20 protein-coding genes are annotated in these 21,915 nt (G+C 61.7%); 10 read left to right on the top strand and 10 right to left on the bottom strand.

Annotated elements, in window-relative coordinates:
- Nucleotides 1-60: 60 nt before the first annotated feature.
- A complete protein-coding gene (locus tag AC0VX3_RS23720; RefSeq protein ID WP_475522582.1) occupies nt 61-1,731 on the bottom strand; it encodes an alpha-glucosidase family protein in 1,671 nt (556 codons plus the stop codon).
- A gap of 662 nt (nt 1,732-2,393) precedes the next feature.
- Here AC0VX3_RS23720 and AC0VX3_RS23715 point away from each other — a divergent pair.
- From AC0VX3_RS23715 to AC0VX3_RS23705, 3 genes are all read left to right on the top strand, one after another.
- The gene (locus AC0VX3_RS23715) at nt 2,394-3,560 is read left to right on the top strand and encodes an acetyl-CoA acetyltransferase (protein ID WP_342891182.1); all 1,167 of its coding nucleotides are present in this window, start codon (nt 2,394-2,396) and stop codon (nt 3,558-3,560) included.
- A 325-nt stretch (nt 3,561-3,885) separates the two neighbouring features.
- The gene (locus AC0VX3_RS23710; RefSeq protein WP_475522581.1) at nt 3,886-5,067 is read left to right on the top strand and encodes a helix-turn-helix domain-containing protein; all 1,182 of its coding nucleotides are present in this window, start codon (nt 3,886-3,888) and stop codon (nt 5,065-5,067) included.
- A 66-nt stretch (nt 5,068-5,133) separates the two neighbouring features.
- Nucleotides 5,134-6,516 (top strand): S41 family peptidase, encoded by a 1,383-nt coding sequence (locus AC0VX3_RS23705; RefSeq protein WP_475522580.1) that lies wholly within the window; start codon nt 5,134-5,136, stop codon nt 6,514-6,516.
- Between the two features lie 200 nt (nt 6,517-6,716).
- Here the strand turns inward: AC0VX3_RS23705 and AC0VX3_RS23700 are convergent, their stop codons facing one another.
- A complete protein-coding gene (locus AC0VX3_RS23700) occupies nt 6,717-7,082 on the bottom strand; it encodes a hypothetical protein (RefSeq protein WP_475522579.1) in 366 nt (121 codons plus the stop codon).
- A gap of 146 nt (nt 7,083-7,228) precedes the next feature.
- Here AC0VX3_RS23700 and AC0VX3_RS23695 point away from each other — a divergent pair, with 146 nt between their 5' ends.
- Nucleotides 7,229-8,950 (top strand): methyl-accepting chemotaxis protein, encoded by a 1,722-nt coding sequence (locus tag AC0VX3_RS23695; protein ID WP_475522578.1) that lies wholly within the window; start codon nt 7,229-7,231, stop codon nt 8,948-8,950.
- On the opposite strand, the gene AC0VX3_RS23690 is transcribed toward AC0VX3_RS23695, so the two are convergent.
- Together AC0VX3_RS23690 and AC0VX3_RS23685 are read right to left on the bottom strand one after the other, a co-directional pair.
- Complete coding sequence (locus AC0VX3_RS23690; RefSeq protein ID WP_475522577.1) at nt 8,914-9,270, bottom strand: hypothetical protein; 357 nt, start codon at nt 9,268-9,270, stop codon at nt 8,914-8,916. The genes AC0VX3_RS23695 and AC0VX3_RS23690 overlap by 37 nt on opposite strands.
- Nucleotides 9,267-9,767, bottom strand: coding sequence for an invasion associated locus B family protein (locus tag AC0VX3_RS23685; protein WP_475522576.1), 501 nt, complete (start codon nt 9,765-9,767; stop codon nt 9,267-9,269). Before AC0VX3_RS23685 ends, AC0VX3_RS23690 begins: the two co-directional genes overlap by 4 nt.
- A 273-nt stretch (nt 9,768-10,040) precedes the next feature.
- Between AC0VX3_RS23685 and cysG the strand changes: the two genes are divergently transcribed.
- From cysG to AC0VX3_RS23660, 5 genes are all read left to right on the top strand, one after another.
- Entirely contained in the window at nt 10,041-11,504 is a 1,464-nt protein-coding gene (cysG, locus tag AC0VX3_RS23680) for a siroheme synthase CysG (protein ID WP_475522575.1), read from the top strand.
- Nucleotides 11,505-11,524: 20 nt separating this feature from the next.
- A complete protein-coding gene (locus tag AC0VX3_RS23675; RefSeq protein ID WP_475522574.1) occupies nt 11,525-11,824 on the top strand; it encodes a DUF2849 domain-containing protein in 300 nt (99 codons plus the stop codon).
- Between the two features lie 73 nt (nt 11,825-11,897).
- Entirely contained in the window at nt 11,898-13,556 is a 1,659-nt protein-coding gene (locus AC0VX3_RS23670) for a nitrite/sulfite reductase (RefSeq protein ID WP_342891174.1), read from the top strand.
- On the top strand, nt 13,543-14,304 hold the full coding sequence (locus AC0VX3_RS23665; RefSeq protein ID WP_342891173.1) for a phosphoadenylyl-sulfate reductase: 762 nt from the start codon (nt 13,543-13,545) through the stop codon (nt 14,302-14,304). Before AC0VX3_RS23670 ends, AC0VX3_RS23665 begins: the two co-directional genes overlap by 14 nt.
- A gap of 34 nt (nt 14,305-14,338) precedes the next feature.
- Entirely contained in the window at nt 14,339-14,872 is a 534-nt protein-coding gene (locus AC0VX3_RS23660; RefSeq protein ID WP_475522573.1) for a DUF934 domain-containing protein, read from the top strand.
- Nucleotides 14,873-14,998: 126 nt separating this feature from the next.
- Here AC0VX3_RS23660 and AC0VX3_RS23655 read toward each other — a convergent pair whose 3' ends face one another.
- From AC0VX3_RS23655 to AC0VX3_RS23640, 4 genes are all read right to left on the bottom strand, one after another.
- Nucleotides 14,999-15,406, bottom strand: coding sequence for an MAPEG family protein (locus AC0VX3_RS23655; protein WP_475522572.1), 408 nt, complete (start codon nt 15,404-15,406; stop codon nt 14,999-15,001).
- Between the two features lie 32 nt (nt 15,407-15,438).
- Entirely contained in the window at nt 15,439-15,822 is a 384-nt protein-coding gene (locus AC0VX3_RS23650) for a VOC family protein (protein WP_475522571.1), read from the bottom strand.
- A gap of 276 nt (nt 15,823-16,098) precedes the next feature.
- On the bottom strand, nt 16,099-16,968 hold the full coding sequence (locus AC0VX3_RS23645; protein WP_475522570.1) for a delta-class carbonic anhydrase: 870 nt from the start codon (nt 16,966-16,968) through the stop codon (nt 16,099-16,101).
- 1,231 nt (nt 16,969-18,199) lie between these two features.
- Nucleotides 18,200-19,168, bottom strand: a complete 969-nt coding sequence (locus AC0VX3_RS23640) for a quinone oxidoreductase family protein (protein ID WP_475522569.1) — start codon at nt 19,166-19,168, stop codon at nt 18,200-18,202.
- A 114-nt stretch (nt 19,169-19,282) separates the two neighbouring features.
- Here AC0VX3_RS23640 and AC0VX3_RS23635 point away from each other — a divergent pair, with 114 nt between their 5' ends.
- A complete protein-coding gene (locus AC0VX3_RS23635) occupies nt 19,283-20,122 on the top strand; it encodes a LysR family transcriptional regulator (protein WP_475522568.1) in 840 nt (279 codons plus the stop codon).
- Nucleotides 20,123-20,309: 187 nt separating this feature from the next.
- On the opposite strand, the gene AC0VX3_RS23630 is transcribed toward AC0VX3_RS23635, so the two are convergent.
- On the bottom strand, nt 20,310-21,551 hold the full coding sequence (locus AC0VX3_RS23630; protein ID WP_475522567.1) for an RNA polymerase sigma factor: 1,242 nt from the start codon (nt 21,549-21,551) through the stop codon (nt 20,310-20,312).
- On the bottom strand, nt 21,520-21,912 hold the full coding sequence (locus AC0VX3_RS23625) for a YciI family protein (protein ID WP_342891165.1): 393 nt from the start codon (nt 21,910-21,912) through the stop codon (nt 21,520-21,522). Before AC0VX3_RS23625 ends, AC0VX3_RS23630 begins: the two co-directional genes overlap by 32 nt.
- Nucleotides 21,913-21,915: the final 3 nt, after the last annotated feature.

The raw sequence follows: 21,915 nt of genomic DNA, 5'->3' as shown, positions 1-21,915 counted from the left end.
GGCCGGAACAGCCCGGCGCGTCTATTTAGCCGCGCCGGGAAGCAAATTGAAGAGATGAAATCAGCGCTTCGCCCGGGCGAAGACCGCGTCAAGCCCGTTCAGAGAGATCCGCGCGCCATCGATCGTGCCGGTAAAGCCCGGCGCGTCGATGTTTTCCAGAGCCAGGTCCGGCACCGTGACCTCGGCCGGTTCTGCGCCGAGGTTGAACGCGCACAGGATCGTCTCGCCCTGATAGGTCCGGGTGAACACGAGGGTCTCCCCGTCGCTGTCAAGGAAGGTCATGTCGCCCTTTTTGAGCGGTTCGTGATCCTGCCGCCAGGCATAAAAGGCGCGGTTGCGGTTCAGGATCGAGGTCGCGTCCCTGTCCTGTTCGAACGCTGCCCGCGCGCGGTGCTCGGCGGCGACGGGCAGCCAGGGCTCGGCATCGGAGAAACCCGCATGGGCGTTGTCGTTTACCCACGGCATCGGTGTACGGCAGCCGTCCCGGCCCTTGTAGTCGGGCCAGAAGCGGATGCCGTAGGGGTCCTTCAGGTTCTCGAAGGGAACATCCGCCTGGGTCAGGCCCAGTTCCTCGCCCTGGTAGAGGCAGGGGCTGCCGCGCAGACTTGCGCAGAGCGCGGTTGCCAGCGGTGCGAACCGGTTCAGGTCCAGACCGTCGCCCCAGCGGCTGCCGACCCGCACGACGTCGTGGTTGGAAAGTGCCCAGCTCGCCCAGCCATCGCCGATCCCGGCATTCATCTCTTCGACGATCCGCCGGATATGGGACGCGGAATGCTGTGTTGTCAGCAGATCGAAGCTGTAGGCCATGTGGATCCGCTTGCCGGCTTCCGTGTAGGCGGCCGTGAGTTCCACTGCCTGACCGTCGGCGCCGATCTCGCCGACGGAGGTCGTGCCCGGATAGGCATCGAGCAGCGCCCGCATGCGTTCCAGGAAGACCAGGTTTTCGGGCCGGGTCTTGTCGTAGAGATGATCCTGGTAGCCATACGGATTGGACGGATCGACGGTGGACGGCGTGTCGCCGGCGCCCATCGGCGGGTTGTCCCGAAGCTGCGCGTCGTGGAAGTAGAAGTTCACCGTGTCGAGGCGGAAACCGTCCACGCCCCGGTCCAGCCAGAACCTGGCCGCATCCAGCACGGCGTCCTGGACCTCCGCGTTGTGGAAATTCAGGTCCGGCTGGCTGGCCAGGAAATTGTGCATGTAGTACTGGCGGCGGCGACTGTCCCACTCCCAGGCGGCCCCCCCGAAGATGGACAGCCAGTTGGTCGGCACCGTGCCGTCCGGTCTGGCATCGGCCCAGACGAACCAGTCGGCCTTGGAATTGTCCTTCGAGGACCGGCTTTCCCTGAACCAGGGGTGCTGGTCGGACGTGTGCGAGATCACCAGGTCGATGATCACCTTCAGCCCGCGCTTGTGGGCGGCGGTCAGCATGTCGTCGAAATCCGCGAGACTGCCGAACATCGGGTCGACGCCTTCGTAATCCGACACGTCGTAGCCGAAGTCTTCCATGGGAGATGTGAAAAACGGCGACAACCAGATGGCATCGACGCCGAGCGAGGCAATGTAGTCCATGCGCGCGCGCACCCCGTTCAGGTCACCGACGCCATCGCCATTGGTGTCGTTGAAGGACCGGGGATAGATCTGGTAGATCACCGCTCCCTTCCACCAGTCCGGGTCCCCGGTCATGCTGGCTGGTCCATTTGCTTCCAGGCCCGTTTCGGCTTCTTGTGGCATTGCCTGTCTCCGTGCGCCGCCAATCCGTCCGCAATCCCGATGAATTCTCGCCGGGGCCGACTGCAAAAGGCGGATTTTTTGTATTTCAAAGCGCTTTGAATGGCTATCTCCGGTGACCCGGCAGGTCAAGGGACAAGCATTGAAAAAGTCGTCCGATTGCCAAAAACCGGAAGCAGGGCCGGAAGCTAAACCGGAATTCGAAATCTGTTTTCGGCGGAATGGACGATCCGAAAGCAGAAACCGACCCCGCGGAGCAGGGCCGGTGGAAAATCTGAAAGGTGCAAAAACACGATTTTGTCCGGAATGCCCAAGCCTTGACCGGCGAGCATGTCAGGCATGTGAACAAATCCCGGACGCAAGCGAGCGTGGCGGCAGGCCTGATCCGGCGAATGGGCGGCAGCATCCATGTATGATCGCTTTGACGATATAATAAGATATTGAACTTAAAAACGAAAAATGAGTGTCATGACGTTTAGGTCAGTTTCCTCTTGCAAAGCGCCATGGAAGCTGGAACTGTCCAGCCACACATAGCACCTCGGCAAGGTGGACCCCATATCGGATGTGTGCGCCTGGACAGAGAAACAGATTCGCGCATCTGATTTGAACATCCGGGCGCAGCGCCCGCGGCGGTTGCTTGCCGGGAACAAACTGGAGGAAGTGTCATGACGGCAGCCATGGTGGGATGGGCGCATTTGCCTTTCGGAAAACATGCGGAAGAAACGGTCGAGAGCATGATCGTCAAGGTGGCGGTGGACGCCATCAACGATGCCGGCATTGCGCCGGAAGATGTCGACGAAATCCTGCTCGGTCATTTCAATGCGGGGTTCTCGCCCCAGGATTTCACCGCGTCGCTGGTGCTGCAGGCCGACCCGGCACTGCGCTTCAAGCCCGCGACCCGGGTTGAGAACGCCTGCGCAACCGGTTCGGCCGCCGTGCATCAGGGCGTGCGCGCCATTGCTTCCGGCGATGCCCGTTTCGTGCTTGTGGTTGGCGTCGAACAGATGACCACGACACCGGGGCCGGAAATAGGCAAGAACCTGCTGAAGGCCTCCTATCTGAAGGAAGAGGGCGATATTCCGGCGGGCTTCGCCGGGGTCTTCGGCAAGATCGCCGACGCCTATTTCCAGAAATTCGGTGACCAGTCCGACGCTTTGGCCAAGATCGCTGCCAAGAACCACAGGAATGGCGTCAGCAATCCTTATGCCCAGATGCGCAAGGATCTCGGCTTCGAGTTCTGCCGGGCGGAATCCGAGAAAAACCCGTTCGTCGCCGGTCCGCTGAAACGTACCGACTGTTCGCTGGTCTCCGACGGCGCCGCCGCGCTGGTCCTGACCGACCCGGCGACGGCCCTCGGCATGAAGAAGGCCGTGGCTTTTCGGGGCATGGCCCACGTGCAGGATTTCCTGCCCATGTCCAAGCGCGACATTCTGAAATTCGAGGGCTGCTCCAAGGCCTGGGGCCAGGCGCTCGGTGACGCCAACCTGGCGCTGGAGGATCTTTCCTTCGTCGAGACACACGACTGCTTCACCATCGCCGAGCTGATCGAATACGAGGCCATGGGGCTGACGGGCGAAGGCCAGGGTGCGAAGGCCATTCTGGAAGGTTGGACCGAGAAGGACGGCAAGCTGCCGATCAACCCCTCCGGCGGCCTGAAGGCCAAGGGCCACCCGATCGGCGCCACGGGCGTGTCCATGCATGTGCTCACCGCCATGCAACTCACCGGCACCGCCGGGGACATTCAGGTCCGGAACGCCGAAATCGGCGGCATCTTCAACATGGGCGGCGCCGCCGTCGCCAATTTCGTCTCCGTCATGCAGGCGATGAAGTAAGCTGATCGCTTTCGTCGCAAGCGGCGGTGATTTCGATCAGCCCTGACCAGCGGGCGATGATCTGGAACACTGAGAAGAGACGCCTGATGAAACAGCCCGAAATGGCAACCTAAGCATTCGAACAATTGCCGGACCGGAGTGTCGACGAAGACCGACACTCCGGTCCGGCAATTGTGTTTCTTGCGCCATAACCGATCGTTCCGGCGCGGAGAACTTCCTTGAATGCGGCAGGATGCCTGGACACGATCTTGCCATTTCGTTTTGGCATTTGATGGCGCGGAGCTGATACGGCTTGCAAAGTGTTGACCGGGCTCGGTTCGTTCAAATGGAATTTTCAACGCATATGCTGGTTTTGATTTCCACGATGGCGATGACGGTGCCATTGTTCGGAGCCCTGTGTTGTCTGATACAGGACCGAAACAAAAACGTGTTCCGGGTCCTTGCCGCTTTTTTTCTGGCAGCGGCAGTCACGGAGTTGCCGACTGCCCTGCAATTGATCGTTTCCGGCGCGGTCGGTGCGACACTGCTGGAGGCGCTGTGGCTGGTTGCCATGGCGTGCGTCACCCCCCTGATCTGGCTTTACGTCTGGATGCTGACCTCAGAAGAGGATGGTCTTCCGAAGCATCTCTATTGGCACATGTTCTTGCCTTCCTTCACACTTCTGACGAGCGTTTCGATTGCGCTTTACCTGATCGAGGCGGAACTGCAACTGGTTGGGCTCTCCGAACAAGCCCTGCGACAGTCGGCGACCGCAATAAACTGGGTATTCTGGGCGCTAGTAAACGTGGCCATCAAGCTGCAATGGGGTGTCTACATATTGCTGGTTTACAGTCGGCTGGTCTCCTATCGAATTCGCTTGAAGGATCTTTTCGCAAGCAACGAGAGCAGGGAGTTACGCTGGATTGCCTTTGTGATCGGCGCCAGTGCATTTTATTGGGTTCTGAGCCTGATATCATCACTCCTGAGCCTGATCGTCCCGGACTACGGCGGGCTCCCAAGTTCGGCATATTATCTGCTTAACTTGTCGCTGCAGACGATCATGGCTGCCTGGGGGTTGAGGCAACGACCGGGGCTCAGGCCTGCAGACAACGAAAAGCGGACGAGGGACCAGCGCTATGCGAACTCGGCCCTTACAGAAGACGCCGTCGATCGTATCTCCGGCAAACTCCGCAAGGCGATGACGGTCGACCAGCTCTATCTCAACCCAAATCTTTCGCTCTGGATTCTCGCGCGGCATATCGGTGTGAGCGAGAACTACATATCTCAGGTATTGAACGAGGCGATTGGTCAGAATTTTTTCGACTTTGTGAACAGCTACCGGATTGAAGCGGCAAAGATCAATCTGAGGAGCGGAGAAGCCTCGATCCTGGAAATCGCGCTTGAGGCCGGTTTCAACTCCCGCTCTTCCTTTTACAAGGCGTTCAAGAAAGTTACGGATCAGACGCCGACAGCCTACCGACTGGCACAGGGTACACCCGAAAAACTTGCAAGAAATCTGTCCGTCTGAGCTGAAACGGACGACACATCGTGGCGACAGGGCCTATCCGGCGAATTCTCAACCGGAGAAAACCCTATGAAACGAATACACATTTTTCTTGCAACAGCACTGACTGCGACACCTGCACTTTCGGATCTTCCATCCGAGTTCAACGGTGTCTGGCAGACCGACGGCTATGGCACAGTCGCTGAGGTGAAAGACGGCGACATTAAATTCTATCAGATGGCCGGCGACATCTGCATTGAGGAAAGCGGCGACGCGGAAGCGCTTTCCGACTTGATCGACAACAGCCGGCTTGTCATGGCCAGGGACGGCAATACTGCAACCGTTACACTGCCAATTGCGCAGCACCGGATCCGGGCCGATCGGCTTGATGCACTTCCCGATTCATGCCTGGCATCGGCTGAAAACACACCCGCAGCCAATTTTGCGGCGTTCGCGGCATTTTTTGAGCACAACTACCCGTTCCACGGCCTTTATGGTGTTGACTGGCAATCGACCGTGGCATCTGCCCGGAAAAAAATTCGGACCGAAATGTCAGATGCGGAGCTTTTCGAGGTGTTCAAACAAATGATGGCACCGCTGCAGGATGGTCACCTGGACCTCACCGCACGGATTGGCGATGAGTTCATTCGTTTCGAACCTCACCCTGATGACACGTTCAATCAGCTTTCCCGGGAAGCGAAGACAATGGGAATACCCCGGAAAGAGGTGACCGCAGCATTTTTCGAAAGCTTCTGGTACGACAGCATACCGAAGACAATTCTGGGTGGACAAGGCCGCGTTGTCGGAAATCAACGCATCCAGTACGGCGTCTTGAACGGCGACACGGGCTACCTGGCACTTGCGACCGTCGGATATTATGGTCAAAGGGGAGCGTCACCCGACGAGGAACTGGCCGCGACCAATGCCATCATGGAAGAGATTATGCAGCTCTTCCAGACATCCGGCGTGCGATCCGTCATCATTGATCTCAGTGCGAATGTCGGTGGTTACAATCACTTCGGCGGTTACGAATTTGTCGCCCGCGCAATTGCGGAACGCTTTGCCTCAAAACCGGTTCAGGCCTACGAGAAATATGCCGCTGATGCCAGGAACTCTCCGAGGACCAAGGTCACTCTTACACCGAGCGACGGAACCCGGTTCGAGGGCCCTGTCCAAGTTCTCACCAGCAGCATCACAGTGCGAGCGGCTGAGGTGCTGGTGCTGTCGCTGCGCGCGCTGCCGAACGTCAGGCATGTCGGCAAGGCCACCCGCGGTGCACCATCGGATATTGTCGGACGAACACTGCCAAACGGCTGGTATCTGTCACTGGCCAATGAAGTGCACGTGGACAATGACGGGCGGTTCTGGGAAGGCCGCGGCATTCAGCCTGATACCGAAATGAATGTGTTTGGCGATGTGGCGTCAATCCAGACGCATGTGAACCTGATTGAGGAGCTTGCCGAGCGGAACTGACATCGACCGCACAATTTATCCTGGATGCTTGGCGATTTGATTGCCAAGCATCTTCGTATCCCGACGGCGCTTTGGTCGAACGCGGAGGGCATGATGACATCCGGTCAGAGTGAGTCCCCTCGGGGAAAGTCGCGGAGCACCCGTTCAGGATCTTGGCACAATGGCAAGGGAGGTGATGTGTCTGAACATTCGGCAAAGGTCTATTCCGCTGCGCCGGCAACGGCAGCGAAAAAGTCCGGATCCGTCAATTCGACCGGGAACACCGGAGCGCCGCAGCCTTCACTGACATAGGTATCGGCGACGCCATACACGAAGACACCGCCGTCGCCAATTTCGTCTCCGTCATGCAGGCGATGAAGTAGGCGCAAGGCCCGGCCTGTCGTCCTTGCGTATGGTCGGCAGGCAACGCCGGCATTCCTTGGCTTCGCACGGATGTCCCGGAGCCGATCGATCCGGAAGCGGCAGAGCATCGTGCGTTCGTGCCGGCGCAGGATGCTCTCGTCGAAGCAGCGCGACCACGACCGAAGGCCGGCAATGTCCGGCCTTTCCTGTGTGAAGACAGCCATTCGGCGTAAGAGTTTCTACTTATCGACCTTAAGTTTAAAAGGCAGAATTATTAAGAATAATATTAACATCTTCGTCTTATCTCAATGATCAGTGGTTGTATCCGCATACAAATTGCATGCTTGATGTAGCATTGAGGAAAATGACAGTGGTAAAAACATTGAAGTCAAAGATGCTGGTCATCATTGCCGCCGTATTCGTCGTGGTGACTGCACTCAGTCTGGGGATGATTGTCAATCAGGAGACCCTGGAAGAGAATGCAGGCCGGCTGCGCGATGGCGCCGAGACATTCGCCACCGACGGGATCAATCTGGCGGTTTCCTTGCAGAACATGCAATTCGATGTCGTTCAGGTGCAGCAATGGCTGACCGATATTTCCGCAACGCGTGGGCTCGATGGACTGAACGACGGATTCGATGTGGCCGCCGAGTTCGCCGAACGCTTCGAGGCGGACAGCGTCAAGGCAACAGCCCTTGCAGACAAACTGGGATACACCGACCTGTCCGCTCAGTTAGCGGAAGTGCAATCGCGTTTCCCGGCCTACTACGATGCCGGCCAGACAATGGCGAACGCCTATGTGGCAGGCGGACCGGAACAGGGCAACAAGCTCATGGCGAGCTTCGACAGCGCGGCCGAAAACCTGACCGAAGCGGTTGAAGCCGTTCTGGACCTGCATCGGGAACACCTTGCACGCGAGCGCGCCTCCCTGGCCGAGGAAGTCGCAAGCTACAAGTCGGCTGCGGCCAACGCCGATTACATGACCTTTGCCAATCTCTTCCTTGTCCTGGCGGCCCTCGGCGTCGCGGGCTGGTTCATCATGCGTGCCGTCATTCTGCCGCTCGGCGCCTTCGCCAAGGCTGTTGGCCGTCTCGCGGAAGGAGACTACGGCGTCGATCTGCCCGAAAGCCGGCGGCCCGATGAAATCGGCGGGTTGGCCAAAGCGATCCTGGTTCTGCGTGACGGCGCGGCACAACGCGAGGAACTGGTGGCGGCCCAAAAAGTCGAGGACGCGAACAGAATTGAGCGCATGCGGGAACGCGAACAACTGGTGACCTCTTTCCGCACCGGTGTTTCGGAACTGATTGTCGATGTGACCGGGACCATGTCCAGGCTCGAGGACACGGCCGGAATGCTGAGCAGCGTCGCGGACGATACGACAGCGCATGCGGAAGGTGCATCGCATGCATCGACGTCCGCCCAGAGCCATGTCGAGACCGTTGCCTCCGCGGCAGAGGAACTGTCCGCTTCGATCGGGGAGATCAACCAGCGCGTTGCCTCGACCACAGCCGTCGTGACAGAAGCGGCTGAAACGACCCAGGCGACCAATGACAAGGTTGCGACACTGTCGACCGCGGCCCAGGAAATCGGTGAAGTGGTCCAGCTCATTTCAACGATCGCGGAACAGACCAACCTCCTGGCGCTCAACGCCACGATCGAAGCGGCACGCGCAGGTGAGGCCGGCAAGGGTTTCGCGGTCGTCGCGTCGGAAGTCAAGGAATTGGCCACCCAGACGGCCCAGGCGACCGAAAGCATCACCCAGCAGATCGCGGCCATTCAGGAAGCGACCAGCGAGGCGGCCATGTCCATTCAGCAGATCACCGAGATCATGGGCAACGTGACTGTCGAAACCACGGCGATCGCCTCTGCCGTCACCGAGCAGAGCGCGGCGACCAATGAAATTGCCCGCGGTGTCAACGAGGCATCGACCAGCACCCAGAACGCCAGCCAGAGCGTCTCGGGCCTGGAGGAAAACTCGGTCAGGTCCAAGGATGCGGCGGGAGAAGTGAGCCAGGCGGTCAATCTGGTCGCCCAGCGGACCCAGACGCTCACTCATCAGATCGAGGATTTCATCAAGGCCTTCGCCGCCTGAACAACCTGCGATACGACGTTGACAAAGCCGGCGGTTTCCGCCGGCTCAGATTGCTGACAAACTCCCAGTTGGTCATTCCGGACAAGTGCAGCGCAGCTGCGCGCTGATCCGGAACCTAGCGTATCAGCGCGAGCGAAGTCGAGCACCGGAGCAATCCAAACATTTGAAATCATTATCAAAGACGCGCCTGCGGCGCGAAGTACTCGCTGGGTTCCGGCTCTGGCCATGCAGCTGCGCTGCAGACCGGCCGGAATGACGAAATTGAGTTTGTCAACAAGCTGAGCCGGCGGTTTCCGCCGGATTTTTTGCGCGATGCTCACTGAACGGCGTTTATCGCCCGCTCGAGGCCGGCAAGCGGCAGTTCAATGGTCTGCCTGCGGTCGGCTGCGGGTGCGAAGTCGATCTGCAGCGCGTCGCCTGCCGTCATGGCGGCGATCAATTCCGGTGTTGCGCCGGTGGACAGAAAACAGCCGCGCTGGTCGCAGGTGCCGATTTCGAGTTCGCTCACCGGCTTTCCGTCAACGCCGAGCCTGATCTTGCCGGGCAGATAAAACCCGAGCGGTGCCTGCAGGCGGAGAACCGGCGCCGCCTTGCCGGCGGGGAAGACGAGGTCGACCTTGAACACCAGTTGACCGCTATCCTTCATCCGCACGCTTGCGCTCGCCTCGCAAGTGAGGGCCTCCGCTGATCTCGATGGACCGGCGCACCGTGTCTGCCAGTGAGCGTCCTCGCCCGCCTGCTGCGCACGCACCGACTGTGCCACCGCTGCCAGGCCGAAAGCCAGCGACAGAACAATACCTGTTTTGATGAATTGCATGGGTCTTTGCTCTGTTTGTGCCGAGCGTCCGGTGAAACCGTGGTCGGACGTGAAGAAATCGCCACCTGCCGCAATGCCAGGTCCGGATGGCTGAGCGTGTTGTATGCGCAGCTTGCGGAAGGACGCAAGAGCAACGGGAATTGGAATTGGTCAAACCGGCTCAGCGCAAAAAACTATTCCGCTTGTTGCCGAGCCTTTGAAACCCGGTGCCCGGCGCCGGCGGGGGCGGGCCTTTACATTAAGCATCTCGAATTGGGATTGGAGACCCTTGAGATGGCGGCGCGCACTGGCAAACTGCACAACACACTGAAAAAGCCGGAAAACCGGCTCGACGTGTTCCCGGCCTTCATGAAGGTGTCCGGGCGGCGTGTGCTCGTGGTCGGTCACGGCGGCGAAGCTGCGGCCAAGGTCCGTCTGCTGGGCGAAACCAACGCCCGGATCGTTGTTGTTTCCAGAAACCTGGACGCGGACCTTCAGGACGCCATCGCTCTCTATCAGGCCGACCATATTGCCGAGGACTTCCGCCCGGCGCATCTCAACGGGGCCGCGTTGGTCTTTTCCGCGCGCGAGGACATGGATCTGGACACGGCCGTGGTCAACGCCGCCCGGATCATGGGTGTGCCCGTCAATGCGGTCGACAAGCCCGATCTTTGCGATTTCTACACCGGGGCCCTGGTGAACCGTGCGCCCATCGCCGTCGCCATCACGTCGACCGGTGTCGGGCCGGTGCTGTCGCGCCACATCCGCGCGCGGATCGAGGCGATGCTGCCGCGGGCGACCGGTGAGCTGGCGCGTCTTGCGGAAAGTTTCCGGGACGCCGCGGTCAGCATGATACCCGACGGCGCCCAGCGTCGCGGTTTCTGGGCCCGGTTCTTCTCCGGTGCCGTCGCCGCCAACCTTTATGCCGGCAAGTCCGGTGCCGCCCGCTCCGAAGCGCAGCGCCTTCTCAACAGCGTGGCCGAGGAACCCGGTTTCGTCTGGCTGGTGGGCGCCGGACCCGGAGCCGAGGACCTTCTGACATTGCGGGCGCAGCGCCTGCTGCAGGAGGCCGACGTCATTGTCCACGACGCGCTGGTGCCCGCCGGGGTGGTGTCCATGGGCCGGCGCGATGCGCAGCGGGTTTCGGTCGGCAAGCGCAAGGGCGCGCACTCGGTGCCCCAGTCCGCGATCTGCGACCTGCTGGTAAAGCTGGGCCGCGAGGGCCGGAAGGTCGTGCGCCTCAAGGCCGGCGATCCGATGATCTTTGGCCGGGCGGCGGAAGAAATGCAGGCATTGCGCGACGGTGGCATCGGCTTTGAAATCGTGCCCGGGGTCACGGCGGCCTTCGCTGCCGCGGCGTCGGCACAGATCCCGCTGACCCTGCGCGGTGTCGCCTCCAATCTTGTCTTCGCCACCGGTCACAATGCCAGGTCCGAAACTTTGCCGGACTGGGCCGGCCTTGCGCTGAAAGGCGCGACGGTCGCGGTCTACATGGGCCGGACCGTGGCCGCGGATGTGGCCGGAAAGATGATCGGTGCGGGTCTGAAACCGGATACCCCGGTGGCCGTGATTGAAAACGCGGCGCATCCGGATGAACGCCAATTTGCCGGAACCCTGTCCGAACTCGCGGTGCTGTCGAACCGCGCGGAAATCGACGGGCCGGTGCTGATCGTGATCGGCGAGGCCGTCGGTCATGCCGCCCTGGACAAGGCTGAACCTCTGGTGCCGCTGGAAGCGGCCCGGGGTGTGGCGGCCTGAGACCTGAGAGAGTGATAGCCATGAAAGTCATTACCGCCAACCGCCTGCTGAACGGCGATGTCGTCTGGCTTGGAGACAACGGGACCTGGGTCGAGCTGATCACGCTCGCGAAGATCTTCGAGGGCAAGGAAGCCATCGCCGCCGGATTGGCCGAAGGTCTGGAAGCCGAGCGGAACCAGCAGGTCGTCAGCGTCTACGAAATGGATGTCACAGCAGCGGACGGTGTCATCGTCCCGGTGCGTCTGCGTGAAAAGATCCGGGCGAAGGGCCCGACAACCCACCCGCATTTCGGCAAGCAGGCCCAGGCCGTGTCCGCCTGAAGTTCAAAGACGATGTCAGGGCTGCGCCAGGAACGCCTGAAGGCTGACGGCAGCGCCCGCAAAGGAGAACAAGATGTACCGTTACGATGAATTCGACGCCAGCTTCGTCAGCCAGCGCACCGACCAGTTCAAGGACCAGGTCCGCCGCCGTCTCGCCGGTGAACTCTCCGAGGACGAGTTCAAGCCATTGCGTCTCATGAACGGTCTGTATCTGCAGCTCCACGCCTACATGCTGCGGGTCGCCATCCCCTATGGCACGCTCAACGGCCGCCAGATGCGCAAGCTGGCCCATATCGCCCGCACCTACGACAAGGGTTATGGCCATTTCACCACGCGCCAGAACATCCAGTTCAACTGGCCGAAGCTGGAAGACACGCCGAAGATCCTGGAAGAGCTGGCGGAAGTCGAGATGCACGCCATCCAGACCTCGGGCAACTGCATCCGCAATGTGACCGCGGACCATTTCGCCGGCGCTGCCGCCGACGAGATCGCCGACCCGCGCCCCTATGCGGAAATCCTGCGCCAGTGGTCGTCGCTGCATCCCGAATTCTCGTTCCTGCCGCGCAAGTTCAAGATCGCCATCACCGGCGCGCCGAACGACCGTGCGGCTGTCCAGGTCCATGACATCGGCCTGCAGCTCACCCGCGACGAGGCCGGCGGGATCGGGTTCGTGGTCTATGTCGGCGGCGGTCTCGGCCGCACGCCGATGATCGGCCGCAAGGTGCGCGACTTCCTGCCCGAAGAGGACCTGCTGGCCTATTCTGAAGCGATCCTGCGCGTCTACAACCGCTATGGCCGCCGCGACAACAAGTACAAGGCGCGCATCAAGATCCTGGTCCACGAGACCGGGCTGGAAGACCTGAAGGCGGATATCGAGGCAGAATTCGAAAAGATCCGCTTCGGTGTCCTGCGTCTGCCGGACCAGGAAGTACGCCGCATCGAGGCCTATTTCGCGCCGCCGCCGCTGGAAGTCGGCTCCGCCGTCTCGCAAGCGCTGGACGCGCGCAAGGACACGGATGCCGCCTTCGCGCAGTTCGTGGCCCACAACCTCAACCCGCACCGGGTGCCCGGCTATACGTCGGTGACCCTGTCCATGAAGCCGGTCGGCGGCATTCCGGGCGACGCCTCCGATGCCCAGATGGATGCGATCGCCGATCTTGCCGAGCGCTTCGGCCATGACGAGTTGCGCATCTCCCACGAACAGAACGTCATCCTGCCCCATGTGAAGCTGGACGATCTGCCCGAGCTCTTCGATCAGCTTGTCGCGGCGGACATCGCGGAAGGCAATGCCGGTCTCATCACCGACATCATCGCCTGCCCGGGCATGGACTTCTGCGCGCTGGCGACGGCCCGGTCCATTCCTGTGGCGCAACGCATTTCCGAGCGTTTCGGCACGGCGGAACGGCAGGCGGAGATTGGCGAACTGAAGATCAAGATCTCCGGCTGCATCAACGCCTGCGGCCATCACCATGTCGGCCATATCGGCATTCTCGGCCTGGAGAAGAAGGGCGAGGAATTCTATCAGGTGACGCTCGGCGGCTCGGCCAACGAAAACGCCTCCATCGGTGAAATCGTCGGCCGCGGATTTTCTTCCGAAGAAGTGATCGATGCAATCGAAAAGCTGGTCGATACCTATCTCGGTCTGCGGTCCGGCAAGCAGGAAACCTTCCTGGAAGCCTATCGCCGGGTCGGGGAGGATCCTTTCAAGGAGGCCCTGTATGGCGCTGCATGAGACATTCAGCCTGGGGGTTGATCCGGAGCTGGGATTGCAGGCGGAAGTCGCCGCTCTGAATTCCCAGTTCGAGGACGCGACCGCGCAGGAAATCCTGTTGGCCGCCATCCGGCACCAGTTTGCCGGCGGCATCGCCATGGTGTCCAGTTTCGGCGCTGACTCCGCCGTGCTGCTGCACATGGTGGCGCAGATCGATCCGTCCACGCCGGTGCTGTTCATCGACACGGTCAAGCTGTTCCCCGCCACGATACTCTATCGCGACCAGCTGATCGAGCAGCTCGGATTGACCGACGTGCGCACCTTCAAACCGGCCAGGGAGGATCTGGCGGAGACCGATCCTGCGGGCATGCTCTGGATGAGCGACACGGACGCCTGCTGCCACATTCGCAAGGTCGTGCCGCTGGCGCGTGCATTGACCGGTTTCGAGGCCTGGATTTCCGGGCGCAAGCGGTTCCAGAGCAAGACCCGGTCCGCTCTCGACGCGTTCGAGATCGACGAAGGCCGGGTCAAGGTCAATCCGCTGGCGGACTGGACGGCGGCAGACATCCTGGACTATGCCAAGACCCACGATCTGCCGACGCATCCGCTGGTCGCGCAAGGCTATCCGTCGATCGGCTGCATGCCTTGCACCAGCAAGGTCGCTCCCGGTGAGGATCCGCGCGCAGGACGCTGGCGCGGACAGGACAAGACGGAATGCGGCATTCACTGGCCGATCCACGGCAAGGAAATTGACGGCAGCGGCATCTGACCGCCACCGAATTCGAGTTTTGAGGACGCAGAGAATGACAACGATCTACAAGGACGGGGAGTTCGTCGAGGAAGCCTGGGCAAGGGCCGACGCGGAAACCGGCATCGCCATCGCCGGTGACGCGTTGGTGCCCCTGAGCCAGTTTCTGGAAGACGCCGGCGCCTGGCTCGGCCGCGACGGGCGCACCGCCGTGATTGTCGAGGCGGGCGATGACGTTGAGGGCGTCGTTCCGTTCCTGGACCGGCTGGCGCTTGTGGCTGTCGATTTTCCCAGTTTTGCCGATGGCCGCAGCTTTTCGGCAGCCCGCGTCTTGCGCGAACAGATCGGCTACACCGGCGAAATCCGTGCCCTGGGCAAATACATTTTGGATCAGGTGCCGCTGGCGCGCCGTTGCGGCGTGTCGTCCTTTGAGATCTCCAAGCCGGAGGTCCTGAAGGCCTTGAAGGCCGGCGAATGGCCGGAAGTCACCAAATACCTGCAGCCGGTCGGAACGGTCGAGGAAATCCCGGAAGGCACCCGGCCCTGGGCGAGCCGCTCTGCGCGGGATGTGGCCGTCGCCGCTGAATAACGGGTTCCTCTGTCTGTCCTCTCTCCTCCGCCCAATGCCGTTCGCGAACCGCATTTCTCGCGCCGTCCCGGACCTGATCCGGGACGGCGCTTGTCGGAGAGCCCTTACGCCAGGGTGATCCGGGGTCTAGTTCCGCAATCCGGCCAGATGCCATAACACATAGACCGGAAAGACAAGCAACGGCGCCAGGGTCAGCAGCATTCCGGCTGCCCGGCCGTTGCCGAAGCCCGAGGTGACCAGCGTGCGATAGTGCAGCAGCCGGCCGCACAGCAGCGCCCCGCCACCCGCCCAAAGCAGATACGCGGGGGCACCGCTCAGCTCCGCGGCCGCCATGGCGAGCAGGGTCATCGGCACGGTTTCGGTGAAGTTGCCGTGAGCGCGCATGCGCTTGAGCAAGGTCTCGTCGCCACCATCCTGGAACTGGATGCCGGTTTGCGCCCGGCGCAATCCGACCGCCATAGTCATCGGAACCTGCAGAAGCGCGAACAGCGCGACAAAGACCGCAGTTACCGGCAGTGCGGAAATCAATTCCATCTTGACGTCTCCGAAACGATAGGGGGGCTGGTTTATACGTCCGCCGGCGCCTCATAGGTGATCATCGCGATCACCCCGCCGACCGGATCGACGATCGTCGCCATCCGTCCGACACCCGGGATCGTCATCGGTTCGCTGGCGATGTCCGCGCCCAGAGACCTTGCCTTGCCGACACACGCGTCGACATCGTCGACGGTGACATAAGGCAACCAGCGCGGCGTGTCGGCGGCCATCGGCGGGAACCCGCCGATCTTGTCGCCTCCATTGGTGATCACGGAATAGGTCATGCCGGGCATGTCCATGTCTTCCGTGCCCCAGCCGAGCAGGCTTTTATAGAATGCCTGCGCCTTGTCCGCGTCGCCGCTGTGCAGCTCCATCCAGCTGAAGCTGCCGTGGGTTTGCATCGCATCGCTCATGTCGGTCGTCCTCTTATCCTTGGAAAATCACCTGGCAGATCCAGGTGATCAAAGGACGGGGGAGGCGCCGCGAAACCGACAGGGGGGGAGGAAACTTTAAAAATAATCCTCAAACCGCCGGGTCGCCGGCGCGGCGGCCAAATGGCAGGAGGGCGGCGCACTTGACCGGTCCGGACAAAACGGCGCCGTTCACCTGTGCTCCGGCCCCCGAAAACGCCAACCAACAGCTTGTTGCATTGTGTTCGGGAGGCCGGAGCAAAGTGAACGAGAGAGGCCTTATCTGGAGATCTGCGAGAGCAGGTCCGGATTGAGCAGCAGGTTGCGCACGCCGTGGGCGTGGTCTTCCTCGAACTCGTTGCCGCTCAGCCAGGTGCCGACGGAGGTGATGTCGAGTTTCACCACTTTGGGCCGGACGCTCCAGGTCACCTGAAACGGCGAGGCCTTTTCATTGTAGCCCGGGCCGGTGGTGGAGCCGGCATAGACGACCGGAGCTCCAAGATCGTTCGGCAGGTTCGGCGCCTGATAAAGGCCGTTGATCTCGGCGACCTTTGCCATTTCGACAAAGTCGGCCGCTTCCGGATCGTTGACCAACACGCCGACCACCGCTTCCACGCGCAATTGCGGATTGCTGATGGCATCGCTGAGACAGGTGCCCAGGGTCGGGCCGGGGGCTGCCTTGGCGGTCGAATAGACGAAGTGGATTTCGATCGTGTCACCGGGCACAAGGTCGCCGTGTTCGCTGCTGCCGATCTTGCTGCTCAGCGGATCAAGTTCGGCGGCGCTCAGGTCGCCGTTGTATTTGAAGCCCGTGCCGTAGCCATGCCCGTCGCCATTGCTGGCATAGGTCGTGAACTCGCCGCCCTTGTGCTCGGCACTCTCGTGGAAATGAATGTCGCACAGGGTCATCGCTTCATAGGCAGGCGCATCGCCGAAGGCGCGATGGTTGTTGCCTGCGGCAGCATCGATGTCCCGGGGCGACTGCGGCCCGAACCCGCCGTCCTTCGTTGCCGCCGCCAGTGCCGCGCGCTGCTCGGCGATGACCGCGTCGGAAACGTCTTCAGAACCACCGGAAGCCGCCAGGGCGAGATTGCTGACAAGGCCGGCCACCAGAGCCGTCGATACAAGCAGGCATTTTGTTTTGGGCATCAGTCATCTCCATGATTTGGCCTTGTACCGGGAAGCCGTCTTGAAAGCGGATGCTCGGGAAGGTCTCGACAATATGGGACGCATACGGTTCTCAGAAAAGACCATGAGCCGGTCATCGCCGAAATCAATCGCATAGCTCACGGGAACCGGGGCGGTGTCCGGTGTCAAGGTCGCGCAGGACTGAAAAAGCGTTTGCGGTCAACAATCCCTGAAAGCCCGTGGAGGGCGCCCGGCCGGCTTTGGCATCCCCCCTCGGCGACTCCCCCGGCAAGCGCAGCGCGACAGGGGGCCCATTCGTTCGCAGAGCGGTGGAGTGTTCGAGGCGGTTCAGCCCGGTGGTCACGCGAACCAGACACCGGGCGGTGACGTGGATTGGATCCCCGTTCAAGGCGGGGAAGGCGGCCTTGGGGTGGGGCGACGCAGCAGTCCCGGAAGGGCCTTGAGAACTAGGCACGCAAGACGGCGCAGCTTTGCTTTTGGCCTCACCTCTGTCGCACGCACCGAGCCCCTCAGCACCACCCTCACGGCCCCTTCCGGACGCAGTGCAGCACGCCGCGTTTCCCCTCGGCATTCCCCTGGCATCTCTTCCGGGCGTCTCTCCCCCGGCGTGTTCCCCTGGGCATCTCCCTCCAGCGTCTCTCCGGGCGTCCCCACTTCGGCATCTCCCCCCGGACATCCCCCCTCGGCGACTCCCCCGGCAAGCGTAGCGCGACCGGGGGTCCATTCGTTCGCAGAGGGGTGGAGTGTCCAAGGCGGTTCAGCCCGGTGGTCACGCGAACCTGACATCGGGCGGTGACGTGGATTCGATCCCCGCTCGAGGCGGGGAAGGCGGCCTTGGGGTGGGGCGACGCAGCAGTCCCGGAAGGGCCTTGAGAACCCGGCACGCAAGACGGCGCAGCCTTTTCTTTTGGCCTCACCTCTGTCGCACGCACCGCGCCCCTCAGCACCACCCTTATGGCAGCCTTCCGGACGCAGTGCAGCATCCCCCCTCGGCGACTCCCCCGGCAAGCGTAGCGCGACCGGGGGTCCATTCGTTCGCAGAGCGGTGGAGTGTTCGAGGCGGTTCAGCCCGGTGGTCACTCAAGCCTGATACCGGGTGGTGACGTGGATTGGATCCCCGCTCAAGGCGGGGAAGGCGGCCTCGTCTTTGGCGGCCACTTCGCACTGCCGCAATGCGGGACTAAGCTGCCCTTTGACATGGCCGTGTGAAGGGCAGCTTTGGGTCTCGCTTTCAGATCACGAGGAGTGGCGTGCCGATGGTGGTGCCATTCTCCAAGGAAGACTGTGCGGCGCTGGCGTCGGAAAGCGGGAATTTCGGCCCCTTTGATGTTCGCGCACCGGCCTGCAAGGCTTCTAACGCTTCTTTGATCACCGCTTCGTAGCGGACCGGGTCCGCAAGATAGGCCATCACGCTCGGCGTGTGAAACGCAAGGCTTCTCTGAGGACCGAAGTCTGTCGCTGATAGCGATTTAAGGCCTCCCCCTGCCTGACCGACGCTTGCGAAGGTGCCGAACTTCGCGGTGGCCTCTAACGATGCCCTGAACGTCGGCTCGCCAATGCCATCTATCGTGAAATCGACGCCGCGGCCGTCCGTCCATTCCCGGACTTCTTTTGCGATTTCCGCGTCGCGGCCGACGATGACTTTCTCGGCCCCCTGCGCCAGAGAGCGTTCCGCCTTCGCTTCGGTGCCGGCGGTTGCAATGATCCTTGCGCCGAGCCGCCTGGCCCAAGGCATGACGATGCTTGCCAAGCCACCTGCGCCAGCATGGATCAGGATCGTCGTTCCCGGCGTTATCTCATGGACTTTGCAAAGCAGCATATGTGCGGTGCAGGCGCGCAGCAGGCTGCTGGCGGCGAGTGCATCGGAAAGATTATCCGGCAGCTTTACAGCGCGCCAGGCAGGCAGAATCCGCGCTTCGGCGTATCCGCCCGCGATGCCGGCATATGCGACACGATCCCCCACCGTGACATGGGTAACATCTGCACCAATGGCTTCCACTACGCCTGCGCCTTCCACACCAGGAACGGCAGGCATGGCAAGCGGGTAGATGCCCTTTCGTTGATATATGTCTATGAAGTTCACGCCTGCGCCGGTCTGACGCAAACGGATTTCTCCGGGCCCGGGAACGCCGGGGTCGCGCGAAACGAGCGACAGGTTCTTCACGCCGCCGGGGGTAGATAGCTCAATAATCTGGGTCATGCTTCGCCTCTTTCGGTTCTGGTGAAGCGAAATATCGGTGACACCGAAGTCTTTTTGAATGCATAAATCATGCATAGGTTTGCTGCATAATTGCATCGAAGGGACTCTAAACTGATGGATTGGGAAAATATCCGCTTCTTTCGGGCATTGGTCGAGACCGGCAGTGTCGCTGCCGCCGCGCGAGACCTGGGCGTCGAACGGACGACTGTCACGAGGCGCATTCAGGCGCTTGAAAGCGATACGGGGCTCACTCTGTTCGACCGGCGCGGACGGTCATTGACCCTGACTGCGGCAGGGCGCGATTTTGCCGATGCGACCCGACCGATGATGGAGGCGGCCCGTGAAGCGGCCAGGTGCGCGGCGGGGATGCGCCCCGGTATGAGCGGCCGCGTCAAGATATCGGCTCCGCCCGCCCTTGCTAAGGCCCGATTGATTGCCCCGCTTCTGTCGCTCGGGTGCAAATTCCCCGACCTGGAACTTCAGGTGACCGGTGAGATCGGCTTCGTCTCTTTGCAGCGCTGTGAAGCCGATATTGCGGTGCGCCTTTCGCGGCCGGAAAAGGGCGATCTGGCGATCTCCAAGCTTGGCTCAATCGCGTTCCGTCTTTATGCGCACCGGGATTACCTTGAGAATACCTCGGAAAAGGACCGTTTGTATATTGGCCAAGGGGACGTTCCAGACGCTATGCCACAACAGGCCGCGCTCAACCGGATCGCCGGCGGCAGGTTCGCTTGCTATACGGATGACCTCGACTTGCAACTGGCGGCGGTTCTTGGGAGAGGCGGTATCGCGGCGCTTCCCGATTTTCTGGCGGCGAACCGGAATGAGCTGATGCAGGTAGGATCGACGAAACCGCTTCTTGTCCGTGACATCTGGTCCGTAACCCATAACTCGCAGCGCCATCAAGAACGGATCAGGCGAACGATCGAGGTTCTAAGGACGGCATTGATATGATGTGCCGCCACCGCGAAGACGGACAGTCGAACAAGGAGCTGCATCTTTCATTTGGGCTCGTTCCAGTCATTCGCAGCAGCCGGCATCAACGCCTGCTCCGGGCCGGAAGCCGCATCGCTTACGCACAAGCCGAATGTCTGCTGATCCAGGTTCGTTCCCGTAACTTGCCTGACAGTTTGCACCCCCCTCACGCCCCGATCTCCCCCAGCTTCCCGCGAATGAACGCCCGCTCCACCTCCGTTCCTGCCAGTTCAAGCCCGGTTTCATAGGCTTCCCGCGCCTCGCGCGTGCGTCCCAGCTCCGCCAGAAACGAGCCGCGCACCGTGTGATAGCCGGCATAGCGGGCGAGCGGGGTGGAGAGGTGGTCCAGGCGAGTGAGGCCGGCCGGGATGCCGTCGAGTTTTGCCTTTACCACGGCCCGGTTGAGGGCGACGACGGGGGAGGGGCGGATGTGTTCCAGGGCGTGGTAGAGACGGTCGATCTCGTGCCAGTCGGTGGCCTCGTAAGTGGCGGCGCGGGCGTGGGTGGCGGCGATGGCGGCCTCGATCTGCAGCGGGCCCGGGCGCCCGGCGCGCAGGGCCGCTTCCAGCAGGATGGTGCCTTCGGCAATTGGCGTGCGCTCCCACAGCGCGCGGTCCTGGTCCTCCAGCGTCACCGCCCTGCCGCAGGCGGTCAGACGGGCGCGGCGGCGGGAGTGCTGGATCAGGCACAGCGCCAGCAGGCCGCGCAGCTCCGGCTCCTCGGGGAACAGGCGCACCAGCAGGCGGGCAAGGCGGATGGCTTCCTCGCACAGGGTCACGCGGATCAGTTCGGGCCCCTGCGAGGCGGAATAGCCTTCGTTGAAGACGAGATAGACCGCATTGGCGACGGCGGACAGGCGCTGGGCCCGCCCGGTCCTGTCCGGTTCCTCATAGGAGAGCTTTGCTGCCTGCAGCCGCTTCTTGGCGCGGGTGATCCGCTGTTCCATCGTCTTCGGCTGCACCAGGAAGGCGCGGGCGATTTCCTCCACCGAAAGCCCGGCGACGATCTTGAGCGCGAGGACGATCTGCTGGTCGCGGCGCAGAACCGGATGGCAGCAGGTAAACAGCAGACGCAGGATATCGTCCCGGTAGACGGATCGGTCGAGGGTCTCAGTCAGGTCCGCCTCGGGATGAACACCGTCGAAGGCCGGTTCCAGGTCTTCCGGCGCGGACAGGGTTTCCCGGCTTCGCTTGCGCAGGACATCGATGCCTGCATTGCGCCCAGCAACGATCAGCCAGGCAACCGGATCGCCGGGCAGGGCATCCGGACGCCAGGTCTTCAGCGCCCTGAGCGACGCTTCCTGAAAGGCGTCTTCTGCAAGGTCGATGTCCCTGAACGCCCGGTTCAGCGCGGCCACGACGCGTGGCCGGGCCGCCCTAAGATGCGTTGATAACCACGCGCTCGGCATCGTGAAATTGCGCCCCCTCGAAGAACTCCACCGGCCGGATCTCGATGCGCCCGTGGTTGAGCGGCAGCAGGTTCACCGCATCGATCGCCTCGTCGAGGGTGGCACAGTCGATCAGGTAGAACCCCATGAACTGTTCCTTGGTCTCCGCGTAGGGGCCGTCCGTGATGACAAGTTCCTCTCCGTCGCGATTGACGGTGACCGCCGTTCCCGTCGACATCAGCTTGGCCGCGGCGGCAAAGGTCTTGCCGGTCTTGGTGTGCTCGTGAAAGGCGCCGTGTTTTTGCAATATGAGCGCATGTTCCTCGGGCGTGAGCGCGTCGATGAAATCCTCGCTCGCGTATATCATTACGGAAAACAGCATGTC

This window comes from Roseibium sp. QJM3NY_11, assembly GCF_056173175.1.
The sequence above is the reverse complement of the archived record's forward strand: the minus strand, read 5'-3'. Positions and strand labels throughout refer to the sequence as shown.

Excerpts from the sequence above, each read along its gene's own strand:
- AC0VX3_RS23685 (WP_475522576.1), bottom strand. The coding sequence starts at position 9,767 with ATGCAATTCATCAAAACAGGTATTGTTCTGTCGCTGGCTTTCGGCCTG.
- AC0VX3_RS23635 (WP_475522568.1), top strand. The coding sequence starts at position 19,283 with ATGGATTGGGAAAATATCCGCTTCTTTCGGGCATTGGTCGAGACCGGC.
- AC0VX3_RS23665 (WP_342891173.1), top strand. The coding sequence starts at position 13,543 with ATGGCGCTGCATGAGACATTCAGCCTGGGGGTTGATCCGGAGCTGGGA.
- AC0VX3_RS23670 (WP_342891174.1), top strand. The coding sequence starts at position 11,898 with ATGTACCGTTACGATGAATTCGACGCCAGCTTCGTCAGCCAGCGCACC.
- AC0VX3_RS23675 (WP_475522574.1), top strand. The coding sequence starts at position 11,525 with ATGAAAGTCATTACCGCCAACCGCCTGCTGAACGGCGATGTCGTCTGG.
- AC0VX3_RS23660 (WP_475522573.1), top strand. The coding sequence starts at position 14,339 with ATGACAACGATCTACAAGGACGGGGAGTTCGTCGAGGAAGCCTGGGCA.
- AC0VX3_RS23625 (WP_342891165.1), bottom strand. The coding sequence starts at position 21,912 with ATGCTGTTTTCCGTAATGATATACGCGAGCGAGGATTTCATCGACGCG.
- AC0VX3_RS23640 (WP_475522569.1), bottom strand. The coding sequence starts at position 19,168 with ATGACCCAGATTATTGAGCTATCTACCCCCGGCGGCGTGAAGAACCTG.
- AC0VX3_RS23710 (WP_475522581.1), top strand. The coding sequence starts at position 3,886 with ATGGAATTTTCAACGCATATGCTGGTTTTGATTTCCACGATGGCGATG.
- cysG (WP_475522575.1), top strand. The coding sequence starts at position 10,041 with ATGGCGGCGCGCACTGGCAAACTGCACAACACACTGAAAAAGCCGGAA.
- AC0VX3_RS23700 (WP_475522579.1), bottom strand. The coding sequence starts at position 7,082 with ATGGCTGTCTTCACACAGGAAAGGCCGGACATTGCCGGCCTTCGGTCG.
- AC0VX3_RS23630 (WP_475522567.1), bottom strand. The coding sequence starts at position 21,551 with ATGCCGAGCGCGTGGTTATCAACGCATCTTAGGGCGGCCCGGCCACGC.
- AC0VX3_RS23655 (WP_475522572.1), bottom strand. The coding sequence starts at position 15,406 with ATGGAATTGATTTCCGCACTGCCGGTAACTGCGGTCTTTGTCGCGCTG.
- AC0VX3_RS23705 (WP_475522580.1), top strand. The coding sequence starts at position 5,134 with ATGAAACGAATACACATTTTTCTTGCAACAGCACTGACTGCGACACCT.
- AC0VX3_RS23645 (WP_475522570.1), bottom strand. The coding sequence starts at position 16,968 with ATGCCCAAAACAAAATGCCTGCTTGTATCGACGGCTCTGGTGGCCGGC.
- AC0VX3_RS23715 (WP_342891182.1), top strand. The coding sequence starts at position 2,394 with ATGACGGCAGCCATGGTGGGATGGGCGCATTTGCCTTTCGGAAAACAT.
- AC0VX3_RS23720 (WP_475522582.1), bottom strand. The coding sequence starts at position 1,731 with ATGCCACAAGAAGCCGAAACGGGCCTGGAAGCAAATGGACCAGCCAGC.
- AC0VX3_RS23650 (WP_475522571.1), bottom strand. The coding sequence starts at position 15,822 with ATGAGCGATGCGATGCAAACCCACGGCAGCTTCAGCTGGATGGAGCTG.